The organism is Thalassobius sp. MITS945101, from assembly GCF_047123305.1.
Classification (GTDB): domain Bacteria; phylum Pseudomonadota; class Alphaproteobacteria; order Rhodobacterales; family Rhodobacteraceae; genus Thalassobius.
This window is the reverse complement of record NZ_CP138918.1, coordinates 2,313,894-2,329,411: the sequence shown is the minus strand read 5'-3', so window position 1 is coordinate 2,329,411 and position 15,518 is coordinate 2,313,894. Positions and strand designations below refer to the sequence as shown.

The 15,518-nt window shown below is 60.4% G+C and carries 14 protein-coding genes; 7 read left to right on the top strand and 7 right to left on the bottom strand.

Translation table 11 applies throughout. The features are described from left to right. Window positions 1–199: 199 nt before the first annotated feature. The 4 genes from SIC14_RS11685 to SIC14_RS11670 all read right to left on the bottom strand — a co-directional run bounded on the left by SIC14_RS11685 (window position 200) and on the right by SIC14_RS11670 (window position 4,268). Window positions 200–1,177 carry a hypothetical protein gene (locus tag SIC14_RS11685; protein WP_412562113.1) on the bottom strand — a complete coding sequence of 326 codons (978 nt, stop codon included), beginning with the start codon at window positions 1,175–1,177 and terminating at the stop codon, window positions 200–202. Window positions 1,178–1,207: 30 nt separating this feature from the next. Further along, the gene (locus tag SIC14_RS11680) at window positions 1,208–2,227 is read right to left on the bottom strand and encodes a hypothetical protein (protein WP_412562112.1); all 1,020 of its coding nucleotides are present in this window, start codon (window positions 2,225–2,227) and stop codon (window positions 1,208–1,210) included. A 96-nt stretch (window positions 2,228–2,323) separates the two neighbouring features. Continuing rightward, window positions 2,324–2,812 (bottom strand): hypothetical protein, encoded by a 489-nt coding sequence (locus SIC14_RS11675; RefSeq protein WP_412562111.1) that lies wholly within the window; start codon window positions 2,810–2,812, stop codon window positions 2,324–2,326. A gap of 25 nt (window positions 2,813–2,837) precedes the next feature. After that, the gene (locus tag SIC14_RS11670; RefSeq protein WP_412562110.1) at window positions 2,838–4,268 is read right to left on the bottom strand and encodes a vWA domain-containing protein; all 1,431 of its coding nucleotides are present in this window, start codon (window positions 4,266–4,268) and stop codon (window positions 2,838–2,840) included. 348 nt (window positions 4,269–4,616) lie between these two features. Here SIC14_RS11670 and SIC14_RS11665 point away from each other — a divergent pair, with 348 nt between their 5' ends. After that, window positions 4,617–6,176: a PAS domain-containing protein gene (locus SIC14_RS11665; RefSeq protein WP_412562109.1), complete on the top strand. Its 1,560-nt coding sequence runs from the start codon at window positions 4,617–4,619 to the stop codon at window positions 6,174–6,176. 24 nt (window positions 6,177–6,200) lie between these two features. Here the strand turns inward: SIC14_RS11665 and SIC14_RS11660 are convergent, their stop codons facing one another. Continuing rightward, the gene (locus tag SIC14_RS11660; RefSeq protein ID WP_412562108.1) at window positions 6,201–6,917 is read right to left on the bottom strand and encodes a substrate-binding periplasmic protein; all 717 of its coding nucleotides are present in this window, start codon (window positions 6,915–6,917) and stop codon (window positions 6,201–6,203) included. Between the two features lie 336 nt (window positions 6,918–7,253). Here SIC14_RS11660 and SIC14_RS11655 point away from each other — a divergent pair, with 336 nt between their 5' ends. The 4 genes from SIC14_RS11655 to ptsP all read left to right on the top strand — a co-directional run bounded on the left by SIC14_RS11655 (window position 7,254) and on the right by ptsP (window position 12,349). Then, a complete protein-coding gene (locus SIC14_RS11655) occupies window positions 7,254–7,799 on the top strand; it encodes a DUF1178 family protein (RefSeq protein ID WP_412562107.1) in 546 nt (181 codons plus the stop codon). Window positions 7,800–7,814: 15 nt separating this feature from the next. Beyond that, window positions 7,815–8,459 carry an SDR family NAD(P)-dependent oxidoreductase gene (locus tag SIC14_RS11650; protein ID WP_412562106.1) on the top strand — a complete coding sequence of 215 codons (645 nt, stop codon included), beginning with the start codon at window positions 7,815–7,817 and terminating at the stop codon, window positions 8,457–8,459. A gap of 171 nt (window positions 8,460–8,630) precedes the next feature. Beyond that, window positions 8,631–9,869 (top strand): aspartate kinase, encoded by a 1,239-nt coding sequence (locus SIC14_RS11645; protein WP_412562105.1) that lies wholly within the window; start codon window positions 8,631–8,633, stop codon window positions 9,867–9,869. 236 nt (window positions 9,870–10,105) lie between these two features. Continuing rightward, complete coding sequence (gene ptsP, locus SIC14_RS11640; RefSeq protein WP_412562104.1) at window positions 10,106–12,349, top strand: phosphoenolpyruvate--protein phosphotransferase; 2,244 nt, start codon at window positions 10,106–10,108, stop codon at window positions 12,347–12,349. A 98-nt stretch (window positions 12,350–12,447) separates the two neighbouring features. On the opposite strand, the gene SIC14_RS11635 is transcribed toward ptsP, so the two are convergent. Both SIC14_RS11635 and SIC14_RS11630 read right to left on the bottom strand, forming a co-directional pair. After that, window positions 12,448–13,215 carry an EcsC family protein gene (locus tag SIC14_RS11635; RefSeq protein ID WP_412562103.1) on the bottom strand — a complete coding sequence of 256 codons (768 nt, stop codon included), beginning with the start codon at window positions 13,213–13,215 and terminating at the stop codon, window positions 12,448–12,450. A gap of 68 nt (window positions 13,216–13,283) precedes the next feature. After that, window positions 13,284–13,781, bottom strand: a complete 498-nt coding sequence (locus SIC14_RS11630) for a GNAT family N-acetyltransferase (RefSeq protein ID WP_412562102.1) — start codon at window positions 13,779–13,781, stop codon at window positions 13,284–13,286. Between the two features lie 161 nt (window positions 13,782–13,942). Between SIC14_RS11630 and SIC14_RS11625 the strand changes: the two genes are divergently transcribed. Together SIC14_RS11625 and SIC14_RS11620 are read left to right on the top strand one after the other, a co-directional pair. Next, complete coding sequence (locus SIC14_RS11625; RefSeq protein ID WP_412562101.1) at window positions 13,943–14,548, top strand: flavin reductase family protein; 606 nt, start codon at window positions 13,943–13,945, stop codon at window positions 14,546–14,548. A 55-nt stretch (window positions 14,549–14,603) separates the two neighbouring features. Further along, window positions 14,604–15,476, top strand: coding sequence for an S-methyl-5'-thioadenosine phosphorylase (locus SIC14_RS11620; RefSeq protein WP_412562100.1), 873 nt, complete (start codon window positions 14,604–14,606; stop codon window positions 15,474–15,476). Window positions 15,477–15,518: the final 42 nt, after the last annotated feature.

Below are 15,518 nucleotides of genomic sequence, written 5' to 3'. Positions count from 1 at the left end.
CACGTAGCGCAAGAGCAATAGAGAAGCAGGGCGCAGCATTGCGCGCCCCGCATTGACTTCCCCCCTATAGCGCTTCGCGGGCCAGCGCACAAAACCCTGCCCCCATGTTCTAACGTTGGTGAGGTTAATAGATTCTGCAGATAACCTTTCTGGTCCACAATCTTTCTGGCAAACAAAGACGTCGCGAGCGCCCACCAGTCTACCGCACCGACCATATCAAACCGCCGCCGAGCCCCTTGAGAGCCTCGAGGTTTGGATCGAAAATTCCAAATTTGCTGTCCCACCCCATGCCACGCAACCGCTTTAGTTCGTCGCTGGATTGCTGACAGGTGGTTTCACAATAATACTCCGGCCGCATGCGAAACCCGTCGTTGCCCCCTGCCGCGCTTTCCATTGCAGCCGCGACCATCTGGTGGAGCTCCTGTTCCAGCCCGATGTTGGGTGTGCCCGCCAGCAGGCCTTCCCCCATGTGCTGACCAACCTCCACCATCAGGTCCTGGCTGTTCCACACCGTGCGCGGCGCCCCAAGCACAAAATTACGCACGTTCATTGCGTGGGTCATTGTATGGGCCTGCCCCGTACAGAGCGTTTTGGCCAACCCCCAGAGCGTATAGTTGACCACCTGCGCCTTGATACATTGCCCAAGGAAAGTGGCCGTCTCCCGGCACACCGATTGCCGCGGCTTGGCACATTGCGCCGCCACCTTCTCAAAATAGAGCGGCGCGGAGTTTTTGTATTCCTGATAGGTCTTGTGCAGCGGCGTCGGCGTCCACTCGCTTTCGGGCTCGATGCCGATCATTGTGGCGGGGGCCAATGCATTAATGTCCCAAGCCGAACTGGACAGCCCGGGTGTGATCAGGCTTTCGCAGGCTTCACGACGTTTTTCCGCACTCCACGTTGCCCACTGTTTGCGATGCACATCGCGCAGTGACTTCAGTACCAATTGAGTGATGTCGGGGCCACAAATGCCGGTCTGGCGCCCATAGCTCTGGTCCAGCTGTTCCTGAATGGCGATCCGCTGTTCCTTTACGGTCAGGGTCTGTCGCGGCATTGAGCAGCCAATCTCGGTTGAGGTGAGGGTCCGGTTCGCCTGCTGCTGCAACAGGGTGGCGACCCGCTCCAGCTCTTCCGCGGCCCGGGCTGCGCGTTCCTCAGACTGAGTTTGCAGTGTTTCCATCCGGGCGCGGTGGGTCTCGGCGCGCTCATGTTAGCTGGCCGCAAGCGCCGTTGCCCCTTCGGCCTCAGCATCCGCAGCGCGCTGCAGCCAGGCACGCATCCGTTCGTGCTGGGCGGCGGATTGCTGGATCAAGTCAATGGCTTCGCGTTGCAGCGCCTCGGCTTCTCTGCGGGAATCTTCTGGCGAAGCAAACTCCGGCGCGGCATCCGTATCCAGTTTGGGGCAATCGGTCTTCACCGCACTGCCAACTGCCCGCGGGGTGACCACCCGTTCCTCGTGCTGTGCAATATCCTCGGACGGCGTCACTGTCAGATAATCCGGATGGGTCGGCGCCACATTGATCTGATGGTAATACGGCCCGTGCGCCGTTGCCGGATCGAAGGGCGTTGGCGGCAAGGCATGAGCGTAACGGATTTTGGACACCACCGCCGCCTCTTGCGGCAGGGCGTCAATGGGTGGCGGGCTGGTCAGCAGATAGACCAGAAAATCGGCGAAGGGCATCAAGTGAAACTCGCTGAACCCCATTACATCACTGCGGGCATAGCCCCAGAGTTCTTGGCTTTCGGCGTGATAGAGCGCCACATGCAGACCGGGCAGACCCCGACCCGACATGACATCCTGAAAGCTCTCGCAGCGGTTTGGCCCGGCAAGCTCGCCGGAAAACACATGGGCCCGCACAATCAGGTCAAGCGCGCCATTTGCAGCCGCCTCGGCATGGGTGCCGCCGACACCAGCGTAGAACGGCAGTTCCGTGCCATCTTCCAGAATTTGAACACAGCCACGCAAATGCCGCCCAGATGGCGTCAGATGGGCCCAAGCCCGCCCTGCCGTGACCGGGGTGCTTTGCCCTTCCCCGGCCGAGGGCGTTTCGGGCGGAACAGGCAGGGTTACGTAACTGCCCTCAATCACCCCTCCCGCTCTAATGGTGCCGTCGATCTGCCATCGATAGGGCGTGCCCTCCAGGGGCCGGACGATCTGTACCGGGCCACCGGTATCGGTGAGTTCAAAATCTGTGGGGCGCGGCGATTTCTCGGGCGGCTCTTTGGCCATATCTCCTGCTTGATCCGAACGGGCTGCCTTGTGGGGGAGCACCGCAGAGCTGTCGATTTCATCCGTGACGCTGTTCCGCGGCTTGGTCAAATACAGCTAGCGCAGGTTCATCGGTTTGCAGTTAACCTTTTCGTCCCAGACTGCCGTCAAATCCCGGATCAGCTCTTCGATCTGAAACGCTTCGTCTCTGAGCGCAACAACATGTGCGAACAATTCCAGCCCTCGTTCCCCCGAGATGTCGCGCCCAAAATGTGACACTGTTGAAATCTGCAACCACTTGTCGACCAGCCAATCCCGCAAGCCTGCAAGCGCCTCGGAAAAGGCTTCCTCGTCACAGGCATCCAGCGCATTTTTCGCATCATAGTATAGCCTGCTGGCCCTGCCATCCTCGATATTGTCCCGCCGCATCAAACGATTGTAGCCGTATGTGCCCATTCCCGATGTATCGTAAATCCGTTGCCAGGCCGGGGACCGCTCCGGTTCTGCCGATTGCGCGTCGGCCTGCCCTGCAAGAGCCACCACAATCCACATTAAGGAGAGGCCGGCAAAGACCAGCCCCTGCAACCGACAATGCCATCTGATCATATCGGACCCTCCTGTGGGAGTGTTGTTACTCATGGGTGATGCTCACCTCTGTCTCGACACCGGCGACCAGCACCAGCGGATGTTGGATCTTGCGGCCATTGGCCTGCACTTCGATCACCAAATCTCCGGCGGGCAAATAGGTGGTGGCGCCACTGCCGCTGACAAAATCCACCTTGCGCAGGGTGCCGTCCGTGGTGCGCCGATGGGCCGTCCAGGTCTGATGCCCGCGCAGCACAGCGCCATTGCCGTCCCGCAGAACATAGCGCACCCGTGCGGCGTCCAGATTGAAACCCATCCTCTGTTGCGCACCCGGCGCAAAGACCTGCCTCTCCCCGACCTGCGCCCCGCGCAGTTTGGCAACCACTTCAATGTCACCGGCAGGCACAACCATTTGCACCTCTGCCCCTGCTTTGTAGCCCAGCTTCACCCCGCGCCCGCCATCTTCTGTGACGGCATAGACGGTCCAACCCACCTGATCCGACACCAGCGGGCCACCAGCCCGAAGCGACGCCGACAGGGTTAAGATCGCCGCGTCCAAAACCACACGATGTGCCGCCTGCTCCTCGGCAACGGCCTCAAACGGATATTCAACCGTTACCGCATCCCATTTCAAAACGGCGCTATAGCGTCCCGCATCGGGGTCAAACACTGCAGACGCCCCACTGGATTGCGCCATCCGTTGGCCCAGCGCGCCGGAGGCCTGTCTTGGGAAAAACTGCCAGCGCAGGTTTTTGGCGTAGAATCCGGACGGCAAGATATCCGCCCCCTCCGACAGCACCACATGGAAACGTTGTGACGGGCCCAGCGCACGTGTGGTCTCGGCCATTGTACCGCGGAGGGCCTCGGTCAGATCAGCGCCATTGCTGGCCTCAATGAACACACCGCCGGTGAGATCCGCAAGACAACCCAGCTGCGCAGCTTCCCCCGCGCCAAGGTCGAACCCAACCACATGGGTGACAAACGCAACCCCGTTTTGCGCCAAGGAACGTGCCACCGCACAGGGATCCTGACCGCAGTTTTCCAACCCGTCCGTGACCAAAATCACAGTTGCCGGCGCTTGTTGATACTGTAACCGGTCTGCCGCCGTAATCACAGCCGCACTCAATGGTGTCTTGCCAACCGCCCCAAGCCCCTGCACGGCGGCACTGACTTTCGCCGCCTGCCCAGGCCTGACGGGCACAACCTCTTCGTTGTCACCGCAATCCCCTTTGCGCCGATGACCATAGGCCATCAGCCCGATGTCGATCTCCGCATCCCAACCGAGGAGCATATCGGCGATGGCATCGCGCGCGATCTCTACCTTGTTCCGGCCACCGATTTGTCCCCACATGCTGCCCGAAGCATCCAGCACCAGCATAGCCCGTCCACGTTCGGTTTGTTCAGCCGAAACAGGTGTGGCAATGGCCAGGGAAACCAATGCAGCAAAAAGAAAAGCGATGGCGATCTTCAGGTTCATTTGTCAGCCCTCATACGGCTTGCCCACGAACATCGAAGCCCCTGCAGGATTGCATAGTCTGGCGATTTTGCCAACGGCTGCCTCGCCGTAGCTGCGTCATGCCCCTTGAACATGGGGACCATTATGGTCTGCCCCAGGATCTGGCTCTTACTTTCCTTGGCCGTTTTCTATTGCGGCATGTGGATTTCTGCCCTTTCCCACCAGACTTGGTACAGATGTGGCATGACGCCTGCCAAAGCCCCGTCCGGACATGGGTGCATATCGATGCTACAGGCCTTGAGACGCTTGACACAGACGGGGCATCTGTCGCTTTGGTTAACGAGGTTTCTTGCAGGCAGTTGGTGCAATATGATTTCGGCAACAAACAAAACGCGGCTCACGTCCAGCCTGGCGTTCAAACAGGCGCGGCTGGCGGTTTTTGTCGGGCTTCTGCTGGGGCTGAGTTTCAGCGCCTTACAGATCCTCTTTGATTTGCGCCGGGAAGTGGCCAGCATTGATGCCACCTATGCCCGCACCCTCGCCGCCTTTGAAGACACCGGTTATCAGGCCGCGTTTGGTCTGGATCTGAAACTGGCAGAACGTGTGGTTGATGGGCTGTTGCTGCAACCGGCTGTGATCGAGGCAACCCTCATCGACAGCTACGGCGACGTCATGAGCCGCAAAACCATGCCGCTCTCACAGACGCGATTTCCCAGCCTGGTGGAAGTAACGTTTGGGCAGTCGCGCCACTTCGAAGCAGACCTTTCCGGCAATGACCGCCCTCAAGCGACCGCGACTGGCTCCGATTTTGTTGCCGGACGTCTGGCCATAGTCGTGGACACCAACGCGCTGGCCAGCGCTTTTTTGCAACGTTCCGCGCTTGTGTTGGGGTTCGGCCTGCTGCGCAACCTCGTCCTGGCTGTGATCCTCACCTATCTGTTTTACCGGCTTGTCACCCGGCCTCTGCGCCGCATGGCCCGGGCAATCGATGCTGGCGCAGAAACCCTGTCACCGCCAGCGCGCAACAGATCCGATGAACTGGGCGCGTTGGCGCAAGCCTACAACCAGCAAACCCAAAGCCGGGTCTTTACCGAACGGCAGTTGATGGCAGAGGAACAGAAACACCGCGCCCTGTTTGAAACAAGCGACATTTCCCAATGGATCTTGGATTTTGCACCGGTCGAAAACCTGCGGCAAAGTTTGGAGGCTGAGGGGCTCGACAACATCGAGGCCTTTTTGGAACAGAACCCACAGCGGATCACGGATCTGATGAATGCCATTCGGGTCTCAAGTGTGAATGCGGCCACGCTCACCCTGTTCAAGGCGGCCCCTGGCAGCACGTATTTGCAAACCCTCAGCGGCATCTTCGCCGAAGACGGCCCCACGGTGATGCAAGAGCTGATGCTTGCAATCTGGGACGCGCGCCCCGCGTTCCGGCGGGAGATGGTGTTGCACACCCAGGACAACAACGTTTTCCGCGCCATCGTCAGCCTGCCCCTGCCCCCGCCGGGTGCACGGCTGGGCGATGTGACCCTGAGCATCGTAGACATTTCCATGCTCTCCGCCCCGAAAGAGGCGGCCAGCCTGCCAGCCGAGGTTCTCAACGCGCTGGAAGATGCGGCCTGCACCGTCCGTCTGTCGGATACGTCGATCCTGATGGTCAATCCGGCTCTGGAGCGGCTGTTCCAGCACAGTGCTGGCAAATTGGTTGGCCAGCCGCTGCTGCTGCTTGCGGTCAAAACGCTGGCTGATGAGCAGACCGCCGCCCGCCATCTGTCGAACGTGATCCAAGCCGAAAAAGGCTGGCATGGCAGCGTCGACTGTCAGCGCCGGGACGGCACCCATTTTACCAGCCACGTCCGGGTGTCCAGCCACTTCCATGATCAACACGGTGCCCTGGCCATCCTGTCCTTCCGCACCTCTGGCTGAACGCAGGCCGGTGTGCGGGCAGCCTTACTGCGATACGGGTTGCGAATGGGTGTAGCTGCGCATGATATCGTCATAAACCCCGCCGTCCCGCAGCGCATCTGCCGCCTCGCGCAGCGCTGTCAGGCTTTGCTGCGGTAGCTGCCCCTTGGCGCATTGCAGCCACATCTCTTGACGTTCATAGGTCAGGATGTCGCCAACACCCTCGGCACCCCCTTCCAGCAACGAAAACTCGTAGCGAATGCTCAGATCGGTGCCGGCCACCGCATCCACTCGCCCCGCATGGATCAACGCCACACTCTGCGCAATGCTGTTGGTCAACACGATTTCAATCTCAGGGTCTTCCAGTATTGAAGACCCCTCGAAACTGTGGCGCGGGATCGCCAGCCGATAGCCCTTCAGATCCGCAGCCGACTGCAGCGGGATCCCTTGCCGGGCGACAATCACCGTGTCAAAACGCTCATATATCTTTGCGACCTGTTCATAGGCTTTGAGGCTGGGCCCAGTTTGCAGGAACACCCCGCAGTCAGCCAAACCCGAGGCCAGATCTTTAAGAACACGGGAAATTGGCAACACCGCATTGGAGTGCTCTAGGGCCGCGCGTTGCGATGTGGCGTTCACAACGTCGACAATCAGCCCCTTGCGCCCCTTCAGATCATCGCTCAACGCATAGGGCGCATAGTCAATGGTCGAAAACCGTACCGGATCGGCAGACACCGCCAGCCCCGATGCCAAAAATGCCAAAACGGCGGTTAGAGCCCTACCCGACATGTTCATCCCGACCTCACTGTCTGTGTCCTGTTGCGCTGCGTGCAGTAAGCTTCGGACGGCAGAGGGACAGCTGTCAATCCACCCTCTCATCACGTTTGTGCATGTGCAGCCTTGTTCACGGCCGGGGTGGCGGGCCCATGTCGACAGGAATTTCTTTACCCAATGCGTTCAAGATTGATCGCGCCCCAATTTCCGGTATGTATCCGGATCTGGAATGATTGGCCCCGCCCGGCATGGCGCTTGCAGGGGCTTTGAACAAGGCCTCGCCTAATCAGGGCGATGGCAGCAACGGGTCACTGGTAAGCGTAGATGATTCAATACAGCCTCAAATGCAGCGAAGGGCACCGCTTCGACAGCTGGTTCCAATCCGCCAGCGCCTACGACAAACTGAAGGCGCATGGCATGGTGACCTGCACCCATTGCGGCACCGCTGCGGTGGAAAAGGCGATCATGGCCCCTAGGGTGCAATCCTCTCGCAAATCTGCCGCCGCTGCCGAAGAAGGCGCAGCGCGCAAAGCCCAAGCCGCCTCCGAAGCACAAACAATCTCTGAGCCAGTGCCTTCAGAAGCCACCCCGGCAAGCCCCGCAGAAACGGCCCCGTCCTCATCTGCGCCAAGACTCTCTGAACCGACCACGGACCAGGAACGCGCCCTTGCCGCCCTGCGCAAAGAGGTTGAAGCCAACTCGGAATATGTCGGCGAAAGCTTCGCTGATGAGGCCCGCGCCATGCATCTGGGCGACGCGCCAGAACGCGCCATTCACGGCGAAGCCAAGCTTGACGAAGCCAAACAGCTGATCGACGATGGGGTTCCCGTGGTCCCGCTGCCGTTCCGGCCGGGACGCAAATCCAGCTGAAGGAATTTCCTCGAGATGCAGATCGTCCTCACCGGCGCCAACCGTGGCATTGGCCACGCGATGTATCAATCCTACCAAGCCGCAGGTCATGACGTGCTAGGCACCGCCCGTGGCCACGAAGGATTTCACTCCCTCGATGTGACACGGCCTGCGGAATTCGCCGGTCTGGCCCAAGCGCTTGATGGCAAACCTGTGGACCTCTTGATCTGTAACGCGGGCGTCTATCTCGACAAAGGCCATTCCCTGGCCGACGGCTACGCCCCCGAGGTCTGGGCGCAGAGTTTCGCCGCCAATGTCACCGGTGTGTTTCAGACAATCCAGACCCTGATGCCCAATCTGCAAATGGCCGAGGCCGGGAAGATCGCCATCATCTCATCCCAGATGGCATCGGACACCCGCGCCCCCGGTGGTTCTTATGCCTACCGCGCCTCCAAGGCGGCGGCGCTGAACCTCGGGCGCAATCTGGCAACAGATCTCAAAGGCCTTGGGATTGCAGTGGGCATCTACCACCCCGGCTGGGTCAAAACCGACATGGGCGGCGACGCGGCCGATATCACTGTGGAGGAAAGCGCCAAGGGTCTGGTGCAGCAATTTGCGGACCTCAGCCTTGCGACCACCGGCTGCTTCAACACCTGGGACGGCCGCGCCCACGCTTTCTAAGCCAAACCCGGGCGCCCGAGGCTTTGTTGCCTCGGCGCCACTTCTTCTTGGCAAAAATATCCAAATCACACCCCGGCCCCGCAACACCACGTCGCGGCAGGCCAATGCGCCCTTGCACGCAATGCTGCGTTTCTCTAAACCCGCCTCGATCAAAGACGCCAAGGACACACCATGCCCGTTCTCGTGATGAAATTCGGCGGCACTTCCGTCGCCACGCTCGACCGGATCAAACGCGCCGCCAAACGTGTCGGCCTCGAGGTTGCCAAAGGCTATGACGTGATCGTCATCGTCTCGGCCATGTCCGGCAAGACCAATGAACTGGTCGGCTGGGTCAATGAAACCTCCCCGCTCTATGATGCGCGCGAATATGATGCGATTGTCTCATCCGGTGAAAATGTCACCGCTGGTCTGATGGCCCTGACCCTGCAGGAAATGGGCGTTCCGGCGCGCAGCTGGCAGGGCTGGCAGGTGCCGGTGAAGACCAATGAGGCCCACTCTGCCGCGCGGATCGAAGAGATCCCGCCGGAAAACATCACTGATAAATTTGCCGAAGGCATGAAGGTGGCCGTTGTGGCGGGTTTCCAGGGCATCAGCCCCGAAGGCCGCATCACAACGCTTGGCCGTGGGGGTTCGGACACCACCGCTGTGGCTTTTGCGGCCGCCTTTGGCGCGGACCGTTGCGACATCTACACCGATGTGGATGGCGTCTACACCACCGACCCGCGGATCAGCCCCAAGGCCCGCAAACTCGACAAAATCTCCTTCGAGGAGATGCTGGAACTGGCCTCGCTGGGGGCCAAAGTCCTGCAAACCCGCTCTGTAGAGCTGGCAATGCGCTATAAAGTTAAACTGCGCGTGCTCAGCTCTTTCGAAGAACCATCTGACGAGGCAGGCACATTGGTCTGCGACGAGGAGGAAACCATGGAAAACCGTCCTGTATCCGGCATCGCCTATTCCCGTGACGAGGCGAAGATGACCCTGATCTCCGTCGCTGACCGCCCCGGCATCGCTGCCGCGATCTTTGGTCCGCTGTCCGAAGCAGGTGTGAATGTCGACATGATCATTCAGAACATCGCCGATGAAGGCCGCACCGACATGACCTTCTCCTGCCCCACCGATCAGGTGATGCGCGCCAAGAAGGCCCTGCAGGACGCCCATGACAGCGGCGAGATCAACTTCCGCGATCTTGTGGCCGACACGGACGTCTGCAAAATCTCGGCTGTTGGCATCGGCATGCGCTCGCAGTCAGGTGTGGCGGCGACCATGTTCAAAACCCTGTCGGACGAAGGCATCAACATCAAAGTGATCGCCACCTCCGAGATCAAGATCTCGGTGCTGATCGACCGCAAATATCTGGAACTGGCGGTGCAGGCCCTGCATGACGCGTTTGAGCTGGAAAAAGCCGAATAATCAGCCGTCTAGATCGGAATACAGACGCCTCGCTTCTTCTCGAAGCGGGGCGTTTTGCTTTTGCCCGCCCCCTCGCACCCGCAGCATCCCTTTGCACCTGCGGCGGGGCTGCACAATCCTCTGGCATGTGGCACGCGGAAACGCACCTATTGCGCTAACATTCACGCGATATTCGTTTTGTTCTCCGCCAACATGTGGTCTAACCACCGAGGTGACAGCGAGGAGGGCCGCCGCGGATGAGTGAAGCGACGGAAACAGAGAGCCGCAAACTGCTGCAACGCCTGCGCGATGCAATGGCCGAAGACAGCGCCGGACAGGCGCGGCTGGACAAGATCACCCATCTGATTGCCGATTCCACCGGCTCTGAGGTGTGTTCGATCTACCTGTTCCGCGATTCCGAAACGCTGGAACTTTGCGCGACCGAAGGCCTGAACCCCGAAGCGGTGCACCAGACCCGCATGAAGCTGGGCGAAGGCCTGGTCGGCCGCGTCGCCCGCTATGGACGGGTGGTCAATACCGCTGATGCGCCCAGCGCCAAGGGCTTCCGCTACATGCCAGAAACCGGCGAAGAGATTTTCTCGTCTTTCCTCGGCGTCCCTGTTCAGCGATTGGGCGAAAAACTTGGCGTTTTGGTGGTACAGTCGAAAGACGCCCGCGAGTTTACCGCCGATGAGGTCTACGCGCTCGAAGTGGTCGCCATGGTGCTGGCCGAAATGACCGAACTTGGCGCCTTTGTGGGCGAAGGGGCCGCGCTGGCCGCCCCGCACCAGAACCCCGCTCTGATCCGTGGCACGGTTGGGCAGGAAGGCGCCGCCGAAGGCCACGTCTGGCTGCATGAACCGCGTGTGGTGGTGACCAACCCAATTGCCGAAGATCCCCATGCCGAATTGGTCCGCCTGCACGAAGCGGTGGACGAGTTGCGCGTCAGCGTTGACCAGATGCTCGCCGGGGCCTCGGGTGGCGACGCCGAACAGGTGCAGGTGCTCGAAGCCTACCGGATGTTTGCCAATTCCAAAGGCTGGATGCGCCGGATGGAAGAAGACATCAGCCGCGGCCTCTCCGCCGAAGCCGCTGTTGAGAAAGAACAATCTCAGGCCCGGGCGCGCATGAACATGGCCACCGACGCCTACCTGCGCGAACGTCTGCATGATTTGGACGATCTGTCGAACCGCCTGCTGCGCATCCTGACCGGTCAGGGACAGAACACCGGCGCAGAAATGCCCGCTGACCCGATCCTGATCGCCCGCAACATCGGCCCTGCCGAACTGCTGGACTATGGCCGCAAGCTGAAGGGCATTGTGCTGGAGGAGGGCTCCGTCGGATCCCACGCCGCGATTGTGGCCCGCGCTCTGGCCATCCCGCTGGTGGTGCATGCCGAACGGATCACCACCGATGCGCTGAACGGCAACCACATCATGGTGGATGGCGAACAGGGCATCGTGCATCTGCGCCCGGACGACACCGTGGTGACCGCCTTCCGTGACAAGATCGCGATGCAGGCCAAGGCGCAAGAACGCTACGCCTCGATCCGCGACAAGACCGCAACCACCAAATGCGGCAAGACCATCGCATTGCATATGAACGCCGGCCTTATGGCCGACCTGCCCTCGCTGGATGGTTCTGGCGCCGAAGGGGTTGGTTTGTTCCGCACAGAGTTGCAGTTCCTGGTGCGCAACCAGATGCCGAAACGGTCTGAACTGTCCGCGCTTTATGCCCGCGTGCTGGACGCCGCACATGGCAAACGGGTGGTGTTCCGCACCCTCGACATCGGGTCGGACAAGGTGCTGCCCTACATGAAGCCCAACGATGAGCCAAACCCAGCCCTCGGCTGGCGCGCCATTCGGGTGGGTCTGGACAAACGTGGCGTGATGCGGATGCAGCTGCAGGCTTTGATCCGCGCCGCCAATGGCCGACCACTGACCGTTATGTTCCCCTTTGTGGCACAGTATGAAGAATACCGTCAGGCCCGCGCCGAGATGGAAAAGGTGATGAAGCGCGAACGCAAGCTGGGCCACACCCTGCCCGAAAGCGTGGAAATCGGCGCCATGCTGGAAACGCCTTCCCTCGCCTTTGCACCGGATAAGTTCTACGAGGAGGTCGATTTCCTCTCCATCGGTGGCAACGACCTGAAACAGTTCTTCTTTGCCGCGGACCGCGAAAACGAACGGGTGCGCAAACGCTACGACTCCCTGAATGTCAGCTTCCTGACCTTCCTGGAAGGCATTGTGAAACGCTGCGAAGCCTCCGGCACCGCGCTGTCCTTCTGCGGCGAAGACGCTGGTCGTCCCGTCGAGGCCATCTGCCTGGCGGCAATGGGGCTCAGATCGCTGTCGATGCGCCCCGCCTCTATCGGGCCGGTGAAAAACATCCTGCGCTCGGTGGACCTAGACGGTCTGCGTCGCGTCATCGAAGAGGCCAGGTTACGCGGCGATCAGTCGGTGCGCCCCTCGGTGATGGAGTATCTGCGCAAAAGCAGCTGATCCGCTTTCATCTTGCCACAAATACTCCCACCGGAGGCGCCCAAACATACAGCGCGCCCCGGCAGTGGCGCCCAACTTACGTATTTAGGATCAGATGGTTACATCTGTGCAATCGGCGGCATTACCCGCTGGCGCAGATCCTCAACCAGCACTTCGGGGCGTGTGTCTGTTTCAATCGCCAATCGGCGCAGACGGAAATGCACATGGGCGATTTCCTGATAGTAGCTGGTGTAGGCATAATTCGTTGCCGCCCCCGCCACTGCACCCAGAACAGGCACCGTTTGTGCCGCCAGTTTCTGCCCCAGCACCTGCGCCAGACGGGGCGCAACCTTGGCAATCAGCGTTTGCATCGAAGCACCACGCAGCGCCATCCGGGTCGCCAGAAAGGCCATGTCAGACCCGTCGTCATGGGCCAGCGGCCCCGCAGAGGCAAAGACCTGCACACAGTCGAACTGCACATTCTCTGCTGCCGCATCAAACCCGTGTTCCACCGCAACCCCCTGAATGGCGCGCAGCAACACGGCTGTGGTCACCGGCAGCTCTGCCATCGCGGTGGGCAAACCGCCAAAGCCGCCTGCCGCCCCCATCGCGGTGGTCACGGTGGTGTTCAGCCAGCTGGGCTGATCCCCCACCAACCCGCGCGAGCGATGTGCCGCTTTCATAGCCAGAAACAGCGCCTTTTCCGTGCCTTCATCCAACCGGTCTCGCACCCCTTCTGGCAGGCGTTCCAACAGGTTTTCGGCGGAAGATCCCAAGAGGTTCAACACCTGAATGCCGGGTCCCGAGGCTTTGTGATAGCGTTTCGCAAGCGCAGCCATTTCGGCGTCCAAATCCACGTCTAGCGGCGGGGCGTCCTCAATCAACATATCTAAAAATCCTCCTGTCCCTATGGGGAACAGATGGGCAATAGGGTCACTGATTTCAAGAAACAACCTTAGGACGGCGCAGCCAGATAACGGGTGACATCACCTGCAACACCGTCCCACGCGCCCGCTTGCAACGCATGGCCCAGCACCCGATCCGGGTTGGTTGGCGGCGGCATGACCACATCGGGGAGCCGCTCAAACCCATAGCGGCTGTAATACGGCGCATCGCCCACCAGCATCACCCGTGCCCAGCCCAGCCGTGTGGCCCGTTCCATACTGTCCTGAATAAGCAGCGCTGCCAGGCCTTCGCCCTGATGGGTTGGATGAACGGCCACGGGTCCCAGCAACAGGGCCACATCGTCCCCCACCCGCACCGGCCAGTATCGTATCGCCCCCGCCAGAATGCCTTCGCCGTCCCGCGCCAGCAGCGACAGCTCGGCAACCGGGTCCACTTCATCGCGCAACCGGTAAGACGACAGCGCCGTCCGCCCCGGTGCAAAACAGAGGTCATAGAGGGCTTCGACCTCCCACCAATCATCCTTGCTTTCCACCGAAAACTGGAACACCGGTCTTCTGATCCCTCTGTCTTTTCTTCACTGGCTCAACAACTTGCCAGATCCGCAACTGGACACAAGCCCTTGAGCCGCGCAAATTGAACTGGAAACGCCCCTAGCACGACGTTAGGTCTGACACAAACGCGAAACAGTTTCAAAAATCCCGAGGACAGATGTTCTACCAGCCCAAGGACGGCCACGGCCTGCCGCACAATCCCTTTAACGCCATTGTCACCCCCCGGCCCATTGGCTGGATTTCCAGCCGTTCTGCCGACGGGCATGACAATCTGGCCCCATATTCCTTTTTCAACGCCGTGGCCTATGAGCCGCCGCAGGTGATGTTTGCCTCCACTGGCAGCAAGGCTGACCGTGACTTTGGCAAAGACAGCGTTGCCAATATCCGCGAAACCGGGGGCTTTGCCTGCAACGTGGTCTCGCACGCCCTGCGCGATGCGATGAACGCCAGTTCGGCCGCTTTGGCCGGCGATGTGGATGAATTCGCCCACGCCGGTCTGGAAAAGGCCGAATGTGACACCGTGGCCTGTTCTTATGTGCTGGCCGCCCCTGCAGTGCTTGAATGCAAGCTGACCAAGATTGTTGAGCTGCCAGGCCTGTCCAATCAGGTGGTATTCGGCGAAGTTACAGGTGTGCGCATTCGCGATGAGCACCTGATCGACGGCATCTTTGACGTCACCACTTTCCAGCCGCTCGCCCGGTTGGGCTATCGCGATTATTCGGTGGTTAAGGATCTCTTTTCGCTGACCCGACCGGACGATTAAGCTGGGCTTAACCAAGCCCCGCTAAGACAACATAAGCAAAGACAGGATGGCAGGAATGGATACATATATTGGCGTGATCGGCGGATCGGGCATCTATGAAATTGACGGATTGGAAGGGGCAGAATGGGTCTCTGTGGACACCCCTTGGGGGGATCCTTCTGACCAGATTCTGACCGGCACCTATCAAGGTGTGAAAATGGCCTTCCTGCCGCGTCATGGCCGCGGCCATGTGCATTCCCCCACCACAGTGCCCTACCGCGCCAATATCGACGCGCTGAAACGTCTGGGGGTCACTGATGTGATCTCGGTCTCGGCCTGCGGGTCGTTCCGCGATGAAATGGCGCCGGGGGACTTTGTGATCGTCGATCAATTCATCGACCGCACCTTTGCGCGTGAGAAAAGCTTTTTTGGCACCGGCTGTGTGGCCCATGTCAGCGTTGCCCACCCCACCTGCCCGCGCCTGTCTGAGGCCTGTTTTACCGCCGCCACCGATGCCGGGATCAAGGTCCACAAGGGGGGCACCTATCTGGCGATGGAAGGGCCGCAGTTCTCCACGCTGGCGGAGTCCAAGATGTACCGCGAAAGCTGGGGCTGTGATGTGATCGGCATGACCAACATGCCCGAGGCGAAACTCGCCCGCGAGGCCGAACTTTGCTACGCCTCCGTTGCCATGATCACCGACTATGACAGCTGGCACCCTGACCACGGCGAAGTTGACGTGACCGAGATCATCAAAACTCTTGTCGGCAATGCCGACAAAGGCCGCGAACTGGTTAAACGCCTGCCGGCCCTTTTGGGCGCCGAGCGGAACGATTGCCCGCACGGCTGCGACAAGGCGCTGGAATTTGCCATCCTCACCGCCCCCGAAAAACGCGACCCCGCTGTCGTGGCCAAACTTGACGCGGTCGCGGGCCGTGTGTTGGGCTGAACAAACGGCAGGTTCCTGCCGGTCTCGGGCCGTCCCTTTGGG